Source organism: Rhizobium terrae (assembly GCF_003425685.1).
In the GTDB taxonomy this organism is placed as follows: Bacteria; Pseudomonadota; Alphaproteobacteria; order Rhizobiales; family Rhizobiaceae; genus Neorhizobium; species Neorhizobium terrae.
The window spans coordinates 1-17,958 of sequence record NZ_QJKM01000007.1 but is presented as its reverse complement, the minus strand read 5'-3'; the positions used below and the strand labels follow the sequence as shown (position 1 = coordinate 17,958).

Annotated in this window: 15 protein-coding genes, 1 tRNA gene and 1 rRNA gene; 4 read left to right on the top strand and 13 right to left on the bottom strand. The window is 60.2% G+C overall.

The annotated features are described in order from the left end of the window. From DMO26_RS14040 to DMO26_RS14025, 4 genes are all read left to right on the top strand, one after another. Entirely contained in the window at positions 1 to 1,113 is a 1,113-nt protein-coding gene (locus tag DMO26_RS14040) for an ABC transporter permease (RefSeq protein ID WP_117192786.1), read from the top strand. Between the two features lie 333 nt (positions 1,114 to 1,446). Further along, on the top strand, positions 1,447 to 1,860 hold the full coding sequence (locus tag DMO26_RS33690) for a hypothetical protein (protein ID WP_162894898.1): 414 nt from the start codon (positions 1,447 to 1,449) through the stop codon (positions 1,858 to 1,860). Between the two features lie 15 nt (positions 1,861 to 1,875). Further along, positions 1,876 to 2,643 carry a DUF6065 family protein gene (locus tag DMO26_RS14030; RefSeq protein WP_162894896.1) on the top strand — a complete coding sequence of 256 codons (768 nt, stop codon included), beginning with the start codon at positions 1,876 to 1,878 and terminating at the stop codon, positions 2,641 to 2,643. Next, positions 2,525 to 3,775, top strand: coding sequence for an MFS transporter (locus tag DMO26_RS14025; protein WP_117192783.1), 1,251 nt, complete (start codon positions 2,525 to 2,527; stop codon positions 3,773 to 3,775). The genes DMO26_RS14030 and DMO26_RS14025 overlap by 119 nt, the downstream gene beginning before the upstream one ends. 242 nt (positions 3,776 to 4,017) lie before the next feature. Here the strand turns inward: DMO26_RS14025 and DMO26_RS14020 are convergent, their stop codons facing one another. From DMO26_RS14020 to rrf, 13 genes are all read right to left on the bottom strand, one after another. Next, on the bottom strand, positions 4,018 to 5,265 hold the full coding sequence (locus tag DMO26_RS14020; RefSeq protein ID WP_117192782.1) for a glucarate dehydratase family protein: 1,248 nt from the start codon (positions 5,263 to 5,265) through the stop codon (positions 4,018 to 4,020). Further along, positions 5,265 to 6,011, bottom strand: coding sequence for a sugar phosphate isomerase/epimerase family protein (locus DMO26_RS14015; protein ID WP_226951297.1), 747 nt, complete (start codon positions 6,009 to 6,011; stop codon positions 5,265 to 5,267). Before DMO26_RS14015 ends, DMO26_RS14020 begins: the two co-directional genes overlap by 1 nt. Before the next feature lie 47 nt (positions 6,012 to 6,058). Continuing rightward, complete coding sequence (locus DMO26_RS14010; RefSeq protein WP_162894894.1) at positions 6,059 to 7,093, bottom strand: hydroxyacid dehydrogenase; 1,035 nt, start codon at positions 7,091 to 7,093, stop codon at positions 6,059 to 6,061. Next, positions 7,090 to 8,259 carry an SGNH/GDSL hydrolase family protein gene (locus DMO26_RS14005; protein WP_117192779.1) on the bottom strand — a complete coding sequence of 390 codons (1,170 nt, stop codon included), beginning with the start codon at positions 8,257 to 8,259 and terminating at the stop codon, positions 7,090 to 7,092. Before DMO26_RS14005 ends, DMO26_RS14010 begins: the two co-directional genes overlap by 4 nt. Positions 8,260 to 8,275: 16 nt before the next feature. Beyond that, positions 8,276 to 9,025: an SDR family NAD(P)-dependent oxidoreductase gene (locus DMO26_RS14000; RefSeq protein WP_117192778.1), complete on the bottom strand. Its 750-nt coding sequence runs from the start codon at positions 9,023 to 9,025 to the stop codon at positions 8,276 to 8,278. An 18-nt stretch (positions 9,026 to 9,043) separates the two neighbouring features. Continuing rightward, positions 9,044 to 11,374, bottom strand: a complete 2,331-nt coding sequence (locus DMO26_RS13995) for an alginate lyase (protein WP_117192777.1) — start codon at positions 11,372 to 11,374, stop codon at positions 9,044 to 9,046. Positions 11,375 to 11,449: 75 nt separating this feature from the next. Continuing rightward, positions 11,450 to 12,979 carry an extracellular solute-binding protein gene (locus DMO26_RS13990; RefSeq protein WP_117193090.1) on the bottom strand — a complete coding sequence of 510 codons (1,530 nt, stop codon included), beginning with the start codon at positions 12,977 to 12,979 and terminating at the stop codon, positions 11,450 to 11,452. 60 nt (positions 12,980 to 13,039) lie between these two features. After that, complete coding sequence (locus DMO26_RS13985; protein ID WP_117192776.1) at positions 13,040 to 13,921, bottom strand: carbohydrate ABC transporter permease; 882 nt, start codon at positions 13,919 to 13,921, stop codon at positions 13,040 to 13,042. A gap of 10 nt (positions 13,922 to 13,931) precedes the next feature. Continuing rightward, on the bottom strand, positions 13,932 to 14,861 hold the full coding sequence (locus tag DMO26_RS13980; RefSeq protein ID WP_117192775.1) for an ABC transporter permease: 930 nt from the start codon (positions 14,859 to 14,861) through the stop codon (positions 13,932 to 13,934). Beyond that, positions 14,858 to 15,973, bottom strand: a complete 1,116-nt coding sequence (locus DMO26_RS13975) for an ABC transporter ATP-binding protein (RefSeq protein ID WP_117192774.1) — start codon at positions 15,971 to 15,973, stop codon at positions 14,858 to 14,860. The genes DMO26_RS13980 and DMO26_RS13975 overlap by 4 nt, the downstream gene beginning before the upstream one ends. Before the next feature lie 30 nt (positions 15,974 to 16,003). Continuing rightward, positions 16,004 to 16,714: a GntR family transcriptional regulator gene (locus DMO26_RS13970; RefSeq protein ID WP_117193089.1), complete on the bottom strand. Its 711-nt coding sequence runs from the start codon at positions 16,712 to 16,714 to the stop codon at positions 16,004 to 16,006. 785 nt (positions 16,715 to 17,499) lie between these two features. Beyond that, positions 17,500 to 17,576 (bottom strand) — tRNA-Met (locus DMO26_RS13965). Positions 17,577 to 17,847: 271 nt separating this feature from the next. Then, a 5S ribosomal RNA gene (gene rrf / locus DMO26_RS13960) occupies positions 17,848 to 17,958 on the bottom strand; the annotation flags it as partial.

The window sequence follows — 17,958 nt, the reverse complement described above, 5'->3', positions numbered from 1 at the left end:
ATGAGACCCGGCACCATCCTTCACCTCGGGATCAAGGAACTGCGCGGCCTGATGCGCGACCCGGCCCTCATCGGCTTCATCATCTATGCCTTCACCATTGCCGTCTATACGGAGGCAAAGGCGGTTCCGGAGACGCTCAACAACGCCCCGATCGCGATCGTCGACGAGGACAACTCGCCGCTGTCACGGCGCATCGGCGATTCCTTCCTGGCACCCTATTTCAAACGGCCGGTCATGATCACGGCGAAAGATATGGACGACCGGATGGATGCGGGCGTCGACACCTTCGCGCTCGACATCCCGCCGAATTTCCAGAGCGACCTGATTGCCGGTGGAGCGCCCGTCATACAGCTCAACGTCGATGCAACCCGCATGACCCAGGCCTTTTCCGGGTCCGGCTACGTACAGAGCATCGTGACCGCCGAGGTCTCGGATTTCGCACGGACCAGTACGGCCGGCGACACCCCGGACGTGGACCTCGCGCTCCGTTCCCGCTTCAATCCGGAACTCAACCAGATGTGGTTCGCATCGGTGATGAACGTCATCAACAATGTAACGATGCTGTCGATCATCCTGACCGGAACCGCCTTGATCCGCGAGCGAGAGCACGGCACGATCGAACATCTCCTGGTCATGCCGGTCAGTCCGGCGGAGATCATGCTCGCCAAGGTCTGGTCGATGGGCCTTGTCGTCTTCTGCGCCACGCTGTTTTCGCTGGTGATCATGGTGCAGGGCCTGCTCCAGGTCCCGATCGAGGGATCGCTGGTGCTCTTCATGGCGGGCGCGGTGCTGCATCTTCTTGCCACGACCGCGATGGGGATCGCGCTTGCCACGGTGGCCGGTTCGATGCCGCAGTTCGGCCTGCTGCTGATGCTGGTCCTGCTGCCGCTGCAGATTCTTTCGGGCGCGACGACGCCGCGCGAAAGCATGCCGGAGGTGATCCAGACGATCATGTTTGCGGCCCCGAACACGCATTTCATCCTGATGGCGCAGGGTATACTTTACCGGGGTGGTGGTTTTTCGGTTGTATGGCCGCAGTTTCTGTGGCTTGGGGTGATCGCCGCGGTGTTCTTCGGTTTCTCGCTTGGTGGTTTCCGAAGATCGCTGAGATGAATGGCTTGAACTGTCGCCGGCGTTGGCGGCAGCCGCGATCGGAGAGATGCCGGTCTTATTGATGGCGCATTTGTCTGTCGCGAGCAGCGTGATGATCGGGCGCCTCCTGCCCTCACACATGGCGTGAAATTTGGAGTTCAATCCACCTTTGGGTCGCCCGATACGACGTGGGGAACATTCCCTTTCCAAGCAATCTTGCTGCGTCCGGTGCGCTTTCGAACGGGTAGTATCGATCATGATACGGCCGGCACCGGACCTTTGCCGGCCAATGCCGCAAAAAATGCGATCGAAGCACCTGGCCTGCTCCAGCGGATGAACCGGTTATAGAGCGTCTTGTGCGGCCCCCAATCCTTCGGCGCATCCTTCCAATGGAGGCTGGACGACGTAATCATCGGCATCAAGATTTTCCAATCGGGCGACCGCCCATTGACAACCGCGTGTCCGGCCCTAGCTGATGCCTGCGGCATTCCCGCCGCTTTAACCATAGGTGGTGATATGAAACATGACGCTTCTCTCGCCAACGTGCGCGTAGCATTCACAAATACCGATTTCGCTGATGCCGGCAATGTGCACATTGCCAATAAGAGCCCGGCGTTCGACATCGGCGATTTTGTCGACGATGGTAAAGTGCATATTGCCAACAAGAGCCCTGCTTTCGACATTGCCGATTTTATCGATGACGGCAGGGTCCATATCGCGAACAAGAGCCCGGCGTTCGACGTTATTTCGATGGACGAAGCAGCCTAACGGGACAATCCAGCCATGCGCAGCTCAGACGTAGCCAAGTCAGGCACTGACGTGGGTGTTACTTTTCTGCGCATGGTTCCCTCGGCGGTGAGGCCGATTCCTGCAGATTCATCCGCATCCGGCACCTTGCCCGTGCGCGCATACAGATATTGCGAACCTGTAAGGCTTGCCTCTCAGCTGGGGTGGTATGTTTTTCCGCCTCTCGACTTCCGCGTCATGTGGGACGGCAAGGTGATCTTCTTCAAATGCGCCGGGATCGACGACTGGATCCAGGCGGACACCCTGCAGTTTCCAAAGTTCAAGGACCAGTTCAACGCCTCCGCCCCGGCGGACGTGCAGGGATATTCTCCGCCGTTCATCTCCTCGGTGCCGGAGCCAGGTTCATTTCAGCTATGGAGCGGACTGGTCCTGAAGACCACGCCCGGCATTTTCGCCTATGTCCGCCCTCCCATAAACTATCAGCAGAACCACCACACCTTTACATATGAAGGTATCATCGAGACGGACGAGTGGTTCGGCCCGCTCTTCACCAATATCAAGATTCTGAAGACCGACACGGAAGTCATATTCCACCGGAACGAGCCGATATTGCAGATTTACCCCGTGGATGTTCGTTTCTTGACCCTTGGGGGCGTCAGGGATTTCGAATTCGTCGAATCCCTCGATGCTTTCCAGGAGGACGATTGGACCGCGTACAAACGCACGATCGTGGATCGCGTCGGCCCGAAGAGGGAAAAAGGCAGCTACGCACGGCGATCACGGAAGACCAGAAAGAATGACTGAAGCGGAACCGAACCGAAGGCTTTTCCTATCGGTCCTATCGGCCGCGTCATCCTACACGGCAGACATATCGATTTTCCCGATCGTCCTCGCGAGCCTTTCGAAGAATTTCGAGCTCAATTCGGAAAACAGCGTTCTTCTGGCATACGCCTACAACATTGCCCTCGTGGCAGGAATCATCCCCTCCTACTTCGCCAAGAATCCCCGCGTTCTGCTGGCGCTGTTTCGCGCGGGGCTGGTGATGTTTTCCCTCGGCGCGGTCCTGCTGGTGACGTTGAACGCCTTCCACGGCCTGCTCTTCGCCAGGGTTCTCATGGGTTTGGGAGCTGGCGTTTTTTCGCCCCTTATTCCTTCCATCATCTCCGTTACGTTCAAAGACAAGACCAGATATCTTTCCTATTGGGCGACCACCACAGGTGCGGTTTGCGTGATCGCGCCGTTGTTCCTGATCATTGTGGCCCAGTTTTCCGCTCTTCGCAGTTCGGTGGCCTTGATCCTGGGACTGTCGGTCCTGGCATTTTCCCTGATCGCGACCGCCCCCGCCACCGCCTCCGGTGCGCAAGCCTCTCCGCAGGCTGTTGCTTCGAGCGGAAACTCGTTGGTAGGGTTGCTGTCAGTCCTCGGCATCGTATTCATCGTTTACGGCCAACTGACCTGGCTCATGTACGCCGTCCCTCTCAGGGCGATCCGTGAAGGGTATTCCGATACCCAAATGGCGCTTCTGGGAGCCTCTCCGTGGATCGCGTTCACTGCGTTATCCTTTGCGATGCGCAAGGTCGACAGTGTTCACTTTCCCCGATGCCTCGTCTTCGCCGCGATCCTGGCCGGCTGCGGACTTGTCGTTTTTGTCCAGCTTCCGTCCAACTCGGCCGCGGGGGCTTTCGGCATAATGTTTACGGTGGGCATTGCCATGGCGATGGCGAACATCCCCTCGACCGCCCTTGCATTTTCCTTTGTCGATTCCTCGAAATTCGGACTGATCTCCTGCCTCGATATCCTTGCGGCGCGGCTGGGCGGCGCTTTTTATCTTTATCAGTTCGATTGGAGCTCGCAGAGCTTCGAAATCGCGCGCTCTTCGGCGCCGCTGATACTGCTCCTATGGTGTATTTCGATACCTCAGCGCAAGGCCGGGTGATATGCAAGACACACGCCGGAGCTTGGCAAGAATTCTCAATTCAGCAAGGGTTGCAGCCTCACGCCCGATGGCGGCGCAATCATCGACGGCGCGCGGCGAGCCTGAAGCAAAGGGGCGCAGCGCGAGGTTGCGCCCTTCGTTCCGTTCTCAGGATTCAGTTCTCCATAAGTGCGCTATGAAAGCAGCACCATTTGGCAGCGCAAACCGTCCGGGGTTTCGGATCTGGAATGGTGCGGCACAGACTACCACCGGGGCACTCGTCGCTCGTAGCCCGGATCAAACCGCCTCATGTAAGCGGTGTCGTCACGCTCCTTCACACCCGCCTGCTCGTAGAAGCCCGCCAATTCGGCAAGCCTCCGGCGATCGAGGGTAACACCGAGACCCGGCCCATCCGGCACCGCCAAGGCGCCGTTGCGGAAAATGAACGGCGTACCTTCGATCACATCGACACCGGTCCAGGGATAATGCGTGTCACAGTCGTAACCCAGGTTCGGCGTCGCCGCCGCCACGTGAAGCATGGCCGCAAGCGTGATGCCGAGATGCGAATTCGAATGCATGGAGACGCCAAGCCCCAAGGCCTCGCATATCTTGCCGAGATGCGTGGAAGCCCGCAGGCCACCCCAGTAATGGTGGTCGGAGAGCACGATCCGCACCGCCTTCTTTCGGAAGGCTTCGGCGATCTGGTCGAATTCCAGCACGATCATGTTGGTGGCAAGCGGGATCGAGGTGGCGGCAGCGACTTCCGCCATCTGATCCATGCCGATCACCGGATCCTCCAGATATTCGAGGACATTCTCCAGCTTGCGGGCAATATGAATCGCCGTTTCGACGGTCCAGCCGCCATTGGGATCGATCCGCAGCGGGTGATCGGGAAAGGCCTCCCGCAGCTTCAACATCGTCTCGATCTCAAGATCGGGATGCAGCACGCCGCCCTTGAGCTTGAGCGAGCGGAATCCGTGGGTCTCGACCATGGTCCGTGCTTCGGCAACCATCTGGTCGGGAGTGAGCACCTCGCCCCACTCGTCCTGTGTCTGGCCGATATGGGCCCCGAATTTGTAGAAAAGATAGGCACTGAAGGAGATGCTGCCGCGGACCGGCCCGCCGAGCAGATCGACCACCGGGCGGCCGAGCAGCTTCCCCTGGATGTCAAGGCAGGGAACCTCGAAGGCGGAGGTTACCACATCCGTCAGCTTGTGATCGGCCACGGCGGACTTCGCGTTGATGCCGCCGCCTTCGGGCAGCGCCGTCATGACGCGCAATTTCAGCTCGTGAAGATGGAACGGGTCGAGCCCGATCAAGGCGGGCGCCGCGCGCCGCAAGCCCTCCAGCGCCTTGATGCTTCCGTAGCTTTCGCCCAATCCGACCGTCCCGTCATCACAAATGACCTCGATGACGGTGCGCAATGCATAGGGCTGGTGGACGCCCTTGCAATTCAGCAAGGGTTTGTCGGGAATCGCGACGGGCGTGAGGTGGACTTCGGCTATGCGCATCAGAGAACTCCTTGTCGCCACCATGTGCGCGCCGCCCTCAATGCATCTTCCAGAGGCGGCAATTCAGGATGCCAGTGGCGTTCCCATTCCAGGCTGATTGGGAGGCGGCACGCGTTCGACCGGAGAAGCGAGACCAGCCTTGCTATCGGGAAATCACCCTGCCCCGGCAGCACATAACGTCGGCGCCCACTGCCATCAGGCGCACTATCCTTGACGTGCAGATGAACGACGTTTCCTGCGATGCGTCGCCAGAGGGCTTCGATGTCGGTCCCTCTCGCCCATGTATGATGGGTATCCCACAAGATCCGCGCCGTCGGCACCCGTTCAACGAATGCAACGAGCTGATCAAAATCCGCCAGCGCGTCGTGGGTCTCGATCATCAGGTCGACATTCAGGCGTCGCGAACGCCGCATCGCCTGCCAGGCATCCAGCATGTCTGCAGCTTGCTCCAGATCGGCTTCGCTCAATCTGTTGCCGCCATCGAAGACACGAAGATATCCGGCGCCGGCCGCCTCGGCCCAGGAAATGAACGGCTCGATCCCGGACAGATCGGCCGCCTCGAACAGACGGATGGACGTGTTGAGTGCAGCGACCCTTACCTTTTGACGGGACAGGAAAGTCGCCAAGCCGGAAGGCTCCCCGAACTCCGCAGCAAGTGCCGTCGGCAGATCGAGCGTTGCGGACAGCGCACGCAGTTCCACGGCCTCGATGCCGTGTCGTTCCGCGAGATCGGCGACCTCGTGCAAGCTCAATTCCGAGCAGCCGAGCGTGGAGAAGCAATATTCGAACTCGTTCATGCGATGCGCTCCAGATCGCGACTGTGCACAGGGTGGAGCGGCGCAAGACCGCCGACGAACCGTTCGATCTCGGTAATGGCAAGGTCGGAAAGCGCCCTCAACTCATTGCCCAAGGCGCCGGCGATATGCGGGGTCAGCACGACATTGGGAAGATCGTAGAACGGACTATCGGCAGGCAATGGTTCGGGGTCCGGCGTATCGATCAGAATACGCAGCCGCCCCGACCGGGCTTCGGCCAGCAGCGCGTCATGATCGACAAGCCAGCCTCGCGCCGTGTTGATCAGCACCGCATGATCCGCCATCAGTGCCAATTCGCGGGCGCCGATCATATGGCGGGTCTCGGGCAAGATCGGCGCATGGAGCGAAACCGTATCGGACCATGCGAGCAGATCGTGGAGATCCATCTTCATCGCACCAAGCGCTGCGGCTTCGTCCGCCGTCAGGAACGGATCATAGACCGCGATCTCGAATTTGCTGTGCGCAAGCATCCCCATGACCAGACGGCCGATCCGCGAGGCACCGACGATCCCGACCCGACGAGAATGATTGCCGAGATAGGGTAGGTTCAGGCCGCGCCTGCTGCCGAAGCCGCCTGCCCCGCGTTCTGCGCGATGGTCGTCGCGCAGCCGAAAGACATCCTTGCCGCACATGATGATTGCCGCAAAGGTGAACTCGGCGACGGGAATGGCCATGGCCGCCGCGGCCGTGGTGACGAGGATATCGGACGCCTCCCAGAATTCGGCGGGCGCGACGGTGCGCACCGACGCCGCCGCGTAAGCGACCATCCTGAGCCGGGGCGCACGCCGGAGGCGCTCCTTCGTCAATGAGGGCGTCCCCCATGCCGCCAGAAGAATGTCCGCCTCGGCCAGAGCTTCGGCACCGGCCGGCGCGTCGAAATCCGTATAGGGAAAACCGGAAACGATATCCGTCGCCGCCTTCAATCTTGCCCATTCGCACGGCCCGAAGAAACCTTCAGGCAGCTCGTCGCGCATGGCGATGAGAAGTCTTGGTTTGTTGTGGTTTCCCCTCATGCGCGCACGGGGCTCGGAACAGGCCGAACATCGATGCGGGCAATGTCGATTTCGATCGGCATCGCATCCGCACGCAAGATCACGTCGAGATAAAGTTCGGGCGCCTTCGTACCGGGCTTGAGCTTCAGCGGCGGCGTCCTCAACGCACCGCGCCAGGACGTGCCCGGGAACGGAGAAAGCGAGCCGTCATCGGCGTAAAGCGGTGCGAGCGCAAGTGCCTCCTGCCCATCGTCCGCAACATCCTTCAGCCGAAGCGATATGCCGAGGACACCCTCATGGGCGGGCACTTCCACGTCGCAGATCGCCTCTACCCAGGCACCCACTCCGGGATGGGCCATCTCTCCGCCCAGACGATGGCTTGCTTTCCCTCTCTCCGTCACTGTCCGTGCAGACAGCCTCGATGCCAGATTGCCGAGAGGGTTGTTCGCCGGATCGAAGCGATCGTCCCTCGAAAGCGTGCGGGCCGGTGCATATGGCACGATGTTTTCGAGATACCGCGCCAGAAGGCCGCCGACCGCAAAACCGCCAAGCACGGAAAAATGCGTCCCGTCATTGGAATAGCCCGGATGCGGTTCGCCGAAATCGCTCTCGGTATCGACCCAGGCGGCATTCCAATCGAAGACATGGCAATTGGCGTGATTGGCCGCAAAATCGATGCCGTGCCGGTTGATCCAATGCGCTTTCGCCCGCTCCGCGCCGCCTGCCGGCCACTTCTGGACGCCGCGCGCCAGGATCGGAAGCAGGATGACCGTCTTGCCGGCTTCGAGCAGCGCCGAAGCGATCCGCGCGCGCGTCTGCGCGATGGTTTGGCGTGTCTCCACCATCATATCGTTGGTGCCGGCATCAACGATGATCAGGTCGAAATCGGATGCGAGCAGCCGCGGCAGGCGGCGCTCGATCTCGATTGCCTTCTGCCCCGAAACCCCGAAATTGAGGCCCGAGAAGAAACGGCTGACGCCTTCGCGATTGCTGGGCTCCCAGCCAGGCACGACACTTGGATCGTGATGGACGGGACAGACAAGCCTGCCGTGCGATAACACCTCGGCCCAGCTCATCCAGCCGCGTGCCGAGGTGGCAAGCGACGTCGCATCGCCGACATGGTTCTGCTGGACGAGCGAGGTGCCGAGGATGGCAATCCGACCTGCCCTTGGGAGAGACACCGACATTGGGTTTACCAGCGCCTCACGAGAACAGGACGCCGCCGTTGATGTCATAGCAGGCACCGGTGATATAGGCGGCATCGTCCGAGGCGAGGAAGGCCACCAGCGCAGCGACGTCCTCGCTTGCTCCTTCCCGCTTCATCAATGCAGCGCCGGCCACCCGCTCGCGAACTTCGGGCTTGGTGAAGGTATCGTGAAAGGTCGTTGCAATCATGCCGGGGCAGACCGCATTGACACGGATATCGGGGCCGACTTCCTTTGCAAGACCGCGGGTGAACGTCATGACCGCGCCTTTCGACGTGGCATAGGCGATGGCGCCCGGCCCGCCGCCGTCGCGGCCCGCCTGGGAGGAGAAGGTCACGATCGCGCCACCCTTTGCCATCCTCGGAAGGACGGCCTTTGCCGTCAGGAACAGCGAGGTCAGGTTCACGTCAAGGACCTGGTGCCAGAAGGTTTCGTCCATTTCCGCCATCGTCTTGCGGGCGACCATGCCGCCGGCGACATGGACAAGGCCATGGATGATGCCGAACCTTTCGGCGGCAACGGCAATCGCCGCTTCGGCCTCGGCCCCATCGGTCAGATCGGCCTTGATTGCGACTGCCGAACGACCGAGCTTCTCGATCTCGGCAACCGCCATGGCCGCCCCGTCCGCGGCGCCGTTATAGGTGAGGACGACATTGGCGCCCTCCTCGGCGAAACGAATGGCGCAGGCACGCCCGATATCCCGCCCGGCACCGGCCACGATGACAGTCTTGTTGGTGAAACGCTGCATTTGGAAACCTCACATGCACTAGAATTGCTTGGGAATGGAAAGCTTGAAACGCTGGTCATCGACATCGGTGAAATAGATGTCGGTGGAGAAGCCCTGATCGTCGGTGAAGCTGAAGATGCGCTTCGGTTCCTTGAGGCTGTAGGGAACGAGAAGGGTCACAAGGCGGTGGCTCGTTGCCGGCGGTATCGTGGCACAGACATGATGATGCATATCGAGCCCTTCGAATTCCGTCGGATCGATCCCCGGGAAGCCTTCGACGGCTGTGATGTGCGGCGTGCCGGCGGAGGAGAACACGAACTGGCCGTAAAAACCGGCCTTACGGCCGTTGTAGCGAAAACCCGAGCGGCCAGTCTGCGGCGCCCCCGTCATATGGCAAAGCCACTGCAGATCCTGGGGTTCGGAGCATTCGACGTGGTCGACGATCACGAAATAGCTGTCATTGACGAAGTGGATTTCGCGCTCGGCCTTTTGAACCAGCGGGTTGGCGACCTGATAGGCAGCCGTCGCATCGCCGACCATACGCACATGACCCGGTTTTTCCTCGACATTCACGATGCGGCCGGCAGCGCGACGGGCAAGCGCCTTGTCCTTCTCCGCATATTGGCCCTTGCCGCCAATCAGCACCGCGTTCTTCGACCGGGTCTGACGCCGCCAGTGAAGGTGCATGCTGGAATTGAAGGCGATGTAATAGCCTGACTGGATCGCGAGATCTTCGCCATAGGCATACAGGACGAACGCGTTCTGATCGCCATGGCTGTGGCTCAAAGACCCGTAAGGACTCGATTTGAAGACGAACTGCAGGTGCCGGTCGGGATCGTTCATATGTTTCTGGATTGCCGCCCAGCCGATATCATGGAAGACGGCAAGTGCGGGAAGATCGGCAGGCGAGGTCGCAGCCACTTCGCGATAATCGTGGCGATAGACCAGGTCGTCGAAATTCAGGTCCCACCAACCGTAATTGTAGAAGGCGGCCTCCGTGCCGGCCGCATCCGCCTTGATACGATCGAAATACCACTGATAGTGGCCGTTGCCGGTGACGCCGGCGAATTGACGCACGTTATGGCCCACCTTCAGGCCCGGCAGATCGCCCATGGTCGAATCATCGCCAAAACCGGCACGCCGGGTTCCGGGCGCCTTGGTGTAGAGGGGAAACCTGCCGGTATTCTGGAAAAACGGCCGCCGATAGAGATCGAAGCCGATATAGGACCGGATGAGGTTGGCCGCCTCCACGAGATAGGCCATGCCGGTCATCCAGTAGTGGGGACCTTCGGCCCATCCGCCATCCGTTCCCGCCCAGGGGGAGTAGAGAGTGGCCAGGAATTCGACGGTATAGTCGAGCCATTCGACCGCCTCGTCGCTTTCGCCGCAAAGCGCAATGCAGGCCGGCGTCAACACCGCCGAAAGCGAACGCACGGCGTGGCTGTCGTAAGGAAATACATGAATGCGCGCATGGGCGATGACATGATCGGCCACTTCGCGCGTCCGGCGCAGAAGAACGGACCGCACGGCGCCGCGCTGCTCTTCGCTCAAGTGGTCATGGAGCCAGTCATACCCCCAAGCCAATGCGACGACGACACGGAAAGCCGCTTCATCATTATAGGCGCGCGAGGTCGGCCCGTTCGGGTCCCATGCCGCAACGGCGAGCAGCCAGTCGCGGGAGGCATCCAGCAGATCGTCGCGCCTAAGGACACGGCCAGCGATGGCAAGATGCCGGATCGCATAGATGACTTCCTGGCAATCGATATACATCTGCCGCCAGAGTGTCGCGACACGGACATTGTCGGGATAGGGCCTGGGCTCCTCCATGATCGGCCGTTCAAGCCAGGGTTTCACGGACTTCTCGAAGAAATCCGACCAGCCGCAGTGGTCAGGATCCTTTGCAACGGCTGCAGCGAATGATTTGAGCTGGTCGGGATTGAGCCACAGCCGCGGATGGCTCGTCTGTGAGGCGGCATGCCGGGCGGTCCGGCCGGGCAGCGGGGTCTGCGGCAGTGTTTCGAGGATCTCGAAACTGCGCACGGCACTCCAGTTGGAACTGCACGCTGCGGTTTCTTGGTCCCAGAGCGCGTAGGACCAATGATACCGGCCTTCCGGCAGCGTTTCATCCGGCGTGAAAAAATTCCAGGCGAGGTCCGGAAAAGTTCGTGTCTTGTCATCGGCGAAACCAGGATCGGTCGAGATACGCAGGACGTATCGCGCGCCGTCGTCGATATCGGGCAACCAGGAGAAGCGAGGCGGGTTTTCTTTGGGAGGGTTCTGCTCGCTCGGCACGTAGCCGATGGTCAATGAACCCGGCCGGGGTTCATCGAGGCGAGTTTGTCTGACTATGGCCGGCGCAGAGTGACGCATCGCGGCTCGAACTCCTGTAAAAAGCGGTAAAAGAGGATGGCAGCGGCCAGCGCCGCCATCCCAATCGAGGAAGGCTTATTGCGCCACCTTGTACTGGCGGTCGTAGGCAGCCTGCATGGTCTCGATGACCTTGTCATAGCCGAGGTCGGTCAGGCGCTTCTTGTAAGCACCCCAGCCGGTGTTGATGTCCTGGGCACCAAGCACCCATGTCTGCTGCATCTCAGTCATGTATGTGAGAATGCTCGGCCAGTAGCGGTCGAAGACGGCCTTTTCCTCGGCATTGAGCGACACGCCCATGAATTCGTCCTTGAGGCAGTTGCACTTTTCGTACATGTCGATGCCTTCAAGCGCGATCTTGTTGGTCCACTGGCGCTCGTATTCGTAGGTCATCCAGAAACCGCGCGGGACCTGGGCGCCAATGGCCCAGAGCTGCGCATTCACGGGGTCCTTGCTTTCCAGAACCTCCTTTTTGAACTGCGGTTTGCCATCGACCATTTCGTAGGTCAGGCCTTCAACGCCGAAGTTCGACAGGATGCGACCCTGCTCGGAGAACCAGAAATCGAAATACTTGATCGTCTCGACCGGGTGCTCGTTGGTCGCCGAAATCGCCCATCCCACCGGTTGGACCCGCAGTCGGCGGGCATCCTCAAACCGGTCCCCGGAAGCCGTTTTGGGCGGCAGCATCGGCTTTAGGGCAAACCCTTTGATCTTCGGCGACAACGCGTCATTGTAGGTCGAGGTGCTGGCGAACCAGTCATGCGTCATGCCGCCGAGATTGTTGCCCAGGAGATATTCCCGCGAGCGGGCGCCGCGGGTGAATATTTCCTTGTCGATCAGCCCTTCCTTGTACCACTGCGCGACGTGCGAAATCCCGGTCTTGTAGTTTTCCTCAGCCCAGGGATGCCGCAGCTTTCCGTCGTAGACCGCAAAGTCGCCATAGCGCTCGGAACCCGACACGCGGGCGTCCCAGAGGTTGATCAACCGGACGGCATCGACTTCCTCGCGGGCAAAATAAGGCACTTCGTCCTTGACGCCGTTGCCGTTGGGGTCCTTGTCCCGGAAGGCCTTGAGGACTTCATGGATCTCTTCCGGCGTTTCGGGTCGCTTCAGCCCGAGCTTGTCGAGCCAATCCTGGCGAATGAACCAGCCGCGCGAAAATTTCCCGTCCGGCACATAGGGAATGAAATAGAACTTGCCGTCCGGTCCGGAAATCGCGTTGCGGATTTCAGGGTGGCTGTCGAAGAACGCCTTCAGATGAGGTGCGTGTTTCTCGATCAGATCACCCAGCGGGATGAACGCGCCTTCCAGCCCGTAGCGAATGAAATCTTCCTTCAGCCCTCCCGTCGCATCGCCGCCGACGATATCGGGAAGATCACCCGAGGCGATCAGGAGGTTGAACGCATCGCGGCTGCTGGTGGTCGCAAGCGATGCCACGTTGCGGACATGGATATTGGTGATTTCGGCCGCCTTCCGCTCCACCGGCCACTTTTCCGAATAGACATATTTGTCGCGGAAGTGGAAATGGATCGTCAGCTCCAGCGGCTCCTTGGTTATCCTGCCCGTATCCTGAGCCAGGCCAGGCGACGCGATCATGACGGCCGTCATCAGCGCCAGCAGGGGCGCTCCTTTGTGCAGTGCTTTCACAGGTTCTCCTCCCTTGTGTTGCTACTCTTTGACCCCGCCCAGCAGAATTCCCTTCGTGAAATATTTCTGCGCATAGGGATAAATGATGAGGACGGGGATGATGGAGGCGATCATGATCGCCGAGGTGACTGTCTCGAACGAGTACCGGGCCGTCAGCAGGCTCGAGGCGAACTCGTCGTTCGAATTGAGATCGACGATCACGCGCTTCAGGTAGACCTGCAGCGGGATTTTCTCCTCCCCGCGCAAGAGAACCATCGCCCAGAAGTAACCGTTCCAGCGCGAGACGATGCAGAAGAGCGCGACGGTGACGATCGCCGGCTTGGAGAGCGGAATGAAGACCTTCCAAAGGAGCTGCAATTCGCTCGCGCCATCCATCTTTGCCGCCTCCTCGAAGGATTTCGGCACGGCTTCGAAGAAGTTGCGCAGCAGGATGACGTTGAAGGCATTCGCGGCAAAGCCGATGATGATGCCGAAACGGCTGTCCAGAAGCCCGAGGTCCCGCATGTTCAGGAAGAACGGGATCATGCCGGCATGGAACCAGAGCGTGAAGGCGATCGCGAGATTGAAGAAGGTGCGGCCGCGCAGGCGTTTGCGCGACAGCGCATAGGCCCCGGGTATCATGATCGCCAGGCTCATCAGCGTGCCGCCGAAGGTGTAGATGAAGGTGTTGCCGTAGGCGATCCAGAACATCCTGTCCGAAAGCACCCGATCGTAAGCGGCGAGCGTTATATCGACCGGCCACAGCGTCACACGGCCTGCCGTGACGGCTGCACCGGAGGAGACCGAAACCGCCAGGACATAGATGAAGGGATAGAGCGTCGAAAGGACGAACAGGCCCAGCAGGACGGCGTTGGTCCAGCCGAAGATCCTGTCGCCGCGGGAATAGAGGTTGAAACTTGCCATCTTCGGCTCCTCACCAAAGCGATGTCGAAGAGACTTTTCGGCTGATGCGATTGGCCGAATAGACGAGGACGAAAGCGATGACCGCGTTGAACAGGCCGGCGGCGGTGGCCAGATCGTACTGGGTTCCCTGCAGACCGGTCCGGTATATGAAGGTCGAGACGACGTCGGCCGTTTCATAGGTCGACGGGCGATAGAGCAGGATGATGTATTCGAAACCGACTTCGACCAGGTTGCCGATGCGGATGATCAGCATGATGATGATGGTCGGCAGGATGCAGGGTAGCGTGATGCGCCACATCATCTGCCAGCGCGACGCGCCGTCCACCCGCGCGGACTCATAAAGCGTCGGGCTCACGCCGGCGATCGCCGCAAGATAGACGATCGATTCGAACCCCGCTTCCTTCCAGATCGACGAACCGATGAAGACGGGCCGGAACCACTCAGGCTGGGTCAGAAAATAGACCGGCTCGAAGCCAAGGCCCTTCAGGAGAAGATTGACGACGCCGGTAGACGGCGACAGGAAATTGATGACGATGCCCGCAACGATCACGACAGAGATGAAGTGCGGCAGATAGACCACCGTCTGGGCCCAGCGGCGTGCCGCCGCGCTCTGGACTTCGTTGAACATCAGCGCCAGGATGATGGGCACCGGAAACGCGAAGATCAGCCCGAGGCCGCTGATGGTGATCGTGTTCCAGAAGGCCCTGACGAACATGTCGTTCTGAAAGAGTTCCGCGAAGTTCGCAAAACCCACCCAGGCGCTTCCTTCGATGCCGCGGAAAATCGAAAAATCCTTGAACGCGATCAGAAGCCCGTACATGGGCTTGTAAAGAAACAGCGCAAACCAGATGACCGTCGGCGCCAGCAGCAGATAAAGCTGCCAATCCCGGCGCAGGTCCTCCCAAAAATCGTGCAGGCTTTCGCGGAGATTGTGCTTCATGGCCGCAATCCGCCGCCTGCCTGGAGAGAACGGCCGGTTGCCGCATCGAAGACATGGATGCGCGCCGTATCGATCCCGAGCCGTGCCACGCCATTCAGTTCATGATGGGAATAAAGCGTTTCCGCCTTGGCGATGAAGGAATGTCCATCTGCCTTGCCGTGAAGCAAAGCCTCGGCACCCAATGGCTCCACGAGCTCAATGGCGCAATCCAGAGTTTCGCGCCCGTCGCCGGTCCGCACCGACATGATCTCCGGCCGCAGTCCCAGCTTGATCGGCTGGCCTTCCGTTGCGGCCTTCGCAAAGGCGTCCGGAATGCTGAGACTTTGGCCGGCATCACCCGTGAGGACGGCCTTTACCCCGCCGTCGCGCTTGGCAATCACGGCGTCCAGAAGGTTCATCGGCGGCGAGCCGATAAAGCCGGCAACGAAGGTGTTCGCCGGCTCGAGAAACACCTCCATCGGCGAGCCGACCTGTTCGATCTTGCCACCGTTCATGATGACGATGCGGTCTGCCAGGGTCATCGCCTCGACCTGATCATGCGTCACATAGATGCTGGTTGCCTGCATGCGCTTGTGCAGCTGCTTGATCTCGGCGCGCATGTGGGTGCGCAGCTTGGCGTCGAGGTTCGAGAGCGGCTCGTCGAACAGGAAAACCTTCGGCCTGCGAACGATGGCCCGACCCATGGCGACACGCTGGCGCTGGCCGCCGGAGAGATCGGCAGGTTTGCGGGCCAGATAATCCGTCAACCCCAAGATTTGCGCGGCCTCCGCGACCGCCTTGTCGATCACGTCGCGCTTCTCGCCCCTGACGCGAAGGCCGAAGGCGATATTCTCCGCGACGTTCAGGTGGGGATAGAGCGCGTAGTTCTGGAACACCATCGCGACGTCCCGGTCCTTGGGCGCGACCTTGTTGACCACCCGCCCGCCGATCGAAACCGTACCGTCGGAGATATCCTCCAACCCCGCGACCATACGCAACGTCGTCGACTTGCCGCATCCCGACGGCCCGACCAGGACCACGAATTCCCGGGGCTGGATCGCCAGATTGATGCCATGGACGACTTCGAGAGCGCCATATCGCTTGACGACATCGTTGATTTGAACTGCAGACATGAAAGGCCCCTCCTCAAAAGCCTTGGATGTTCAGGCAGGCAATTTGGAGCCCCTTGAGACGCGCTTCTTGGTGACGCGCGTATTGACCTGTTCGATATAGGTCCAGATTTTCGGATCCTTGGAGAGTTCGGCGATCTTGGATTCGAGCGATCCGAGATGAAGCTGGACCGCCTCGCGCGCCCGCTCGATATCGCCGGACTCGATGGCGGCGACGATGTTCTCGTGCTCCTCGATCACTTTTTCGGTCCGCCGAACCGCAAATACGCGCTTCAGATGCCGCATCCGGTCCATCTCGCCCTTTGCCTGGTTGACGACACTCCAGGCGCCGGGAAGACGGGCCGCGGCAAAGATCGTGCGATGGAACTCCTCGTCCAGCAGGAAGAAATCGGCGAATTGCTCGTCTTCGGCCGCGGTGCGCTGCTGGGCAAGGCAGGTCTTCAGGCGTGCGACATCTTCCAGCGAATGCCGTTTGGCGGCCTCGATAACCGCCCCCTCCTCCAGCTTGAAGCGGATGAAGCAGGCCTCCATGTAGCGCTGCACGTCGATCGGCGCGATATAAGTGCCACCCTGCGGGACGACGGTGACAAAACCTTCCTCCGCAAGCCTGATGATGGCTTCCCGAACGGGCGTCTTGCTCACGTGAAGCAGCGCCGCGATCTCCTTTTCGGACAGCGCGCGGCCCGGCAACAGCTTCACCTCGACGATCAGCTTGCGCAACAGCGCGTGGATACGGTTGGTCATATTGCCGCCGGCGGGCAAATCCTGCGGAGAGACCAGATCGGAAAGGGGCAACGATGTGAACTCGACCGTATTCAACATATCAATTCTACAACTAAGATATCAGTTACGACATTGACATATCTCTCCCTCCTGTCCCTGTCAACGCCTTCGATTGCTGCGAACCAGGGGACAGGCATTGAGAGCGGAAAACGGTTCAGAGTCGCCGGATAGGCTGCGCGATCTTGTGCGCAGCTTTATAATGAAAGCGACGGGCGGTCCGAACGGGAAGTTCGGCGACCTGCGGAAACAGCGTGACGAGATCGAGGCCTCTCTTGCCAGCTCGACCCGCGAACATCGCGGCGAGCCCAAGGCGCGTTCATCACCAACCCCTCCATGTACGCGGCAGCCATCGGCACGCTGACGGTGATCGTCCGCGCCGGTGCGAGCGAACAGGTGACGTCCAGCGTCATTTCGACTTCCTCAGGGAGCTGATCCGGAAGGTCGTCGTTGCGCCGTCGGCCGATCGCAAATCAGCTGACCTCACGATCCATGGCCGTCTTGCCGGGATGCTCGCCTCGATGCTGACGTTCCGAGACTACAGCGGCGGCTTGCGCACGCGGCATCCAAACGAATACGCCCGCCGGATTAGGGCGGGCGCGTTCAATGATCGGGCTGGCTTATCTGAAGCGGTTCCGCGCTGTCCTTGCCGAGGAGGAGGAGGCGAGATGGCGACGGTTACAGTTTCAGTGGTTGCGGGAGGGGGTATTTTCCGGGATTCGCTTCGAGCCTGATGGGCTCTTAAATTTTGGTTGCGGGGGCAGGATTTGAACCTGCGGCCTTCAGGTTATGAGCCTGACGAGCTACCGGGCTGCTCCACCCCGCGCCATCTGGGTAAGCCGCTGTGCGGCTTATCCGGTTTGCGCAAACCTCTATGAGGTTTGTCGCGACTGCGTCACAGCTGCGCTGTGATGCATACTGCCGGAGCAAATTGCCGGAGGCGATTTGTCTCCTGTAAGGGGCGCACCGGCGATAGGAAGGTGCGTTTGCCTTGCATTTCAGATGTCCTGCAAACAGCGAAGGGCCGCATGAGCGGCCCAATCGAAGTTCGGCTTGGGCCGAGAATGTGATCGAGAAGATTGTGTTGCGTTTTGCAGACCTGGCAGCGACCTACTCTCCCGCGTCTTGAGACGAAGTACCATTGGCGCAGGGGTGTTTCACGGCCGTGTTCGGAATGGGAACGGGTGCAGCCACCCCGCAATGACCAC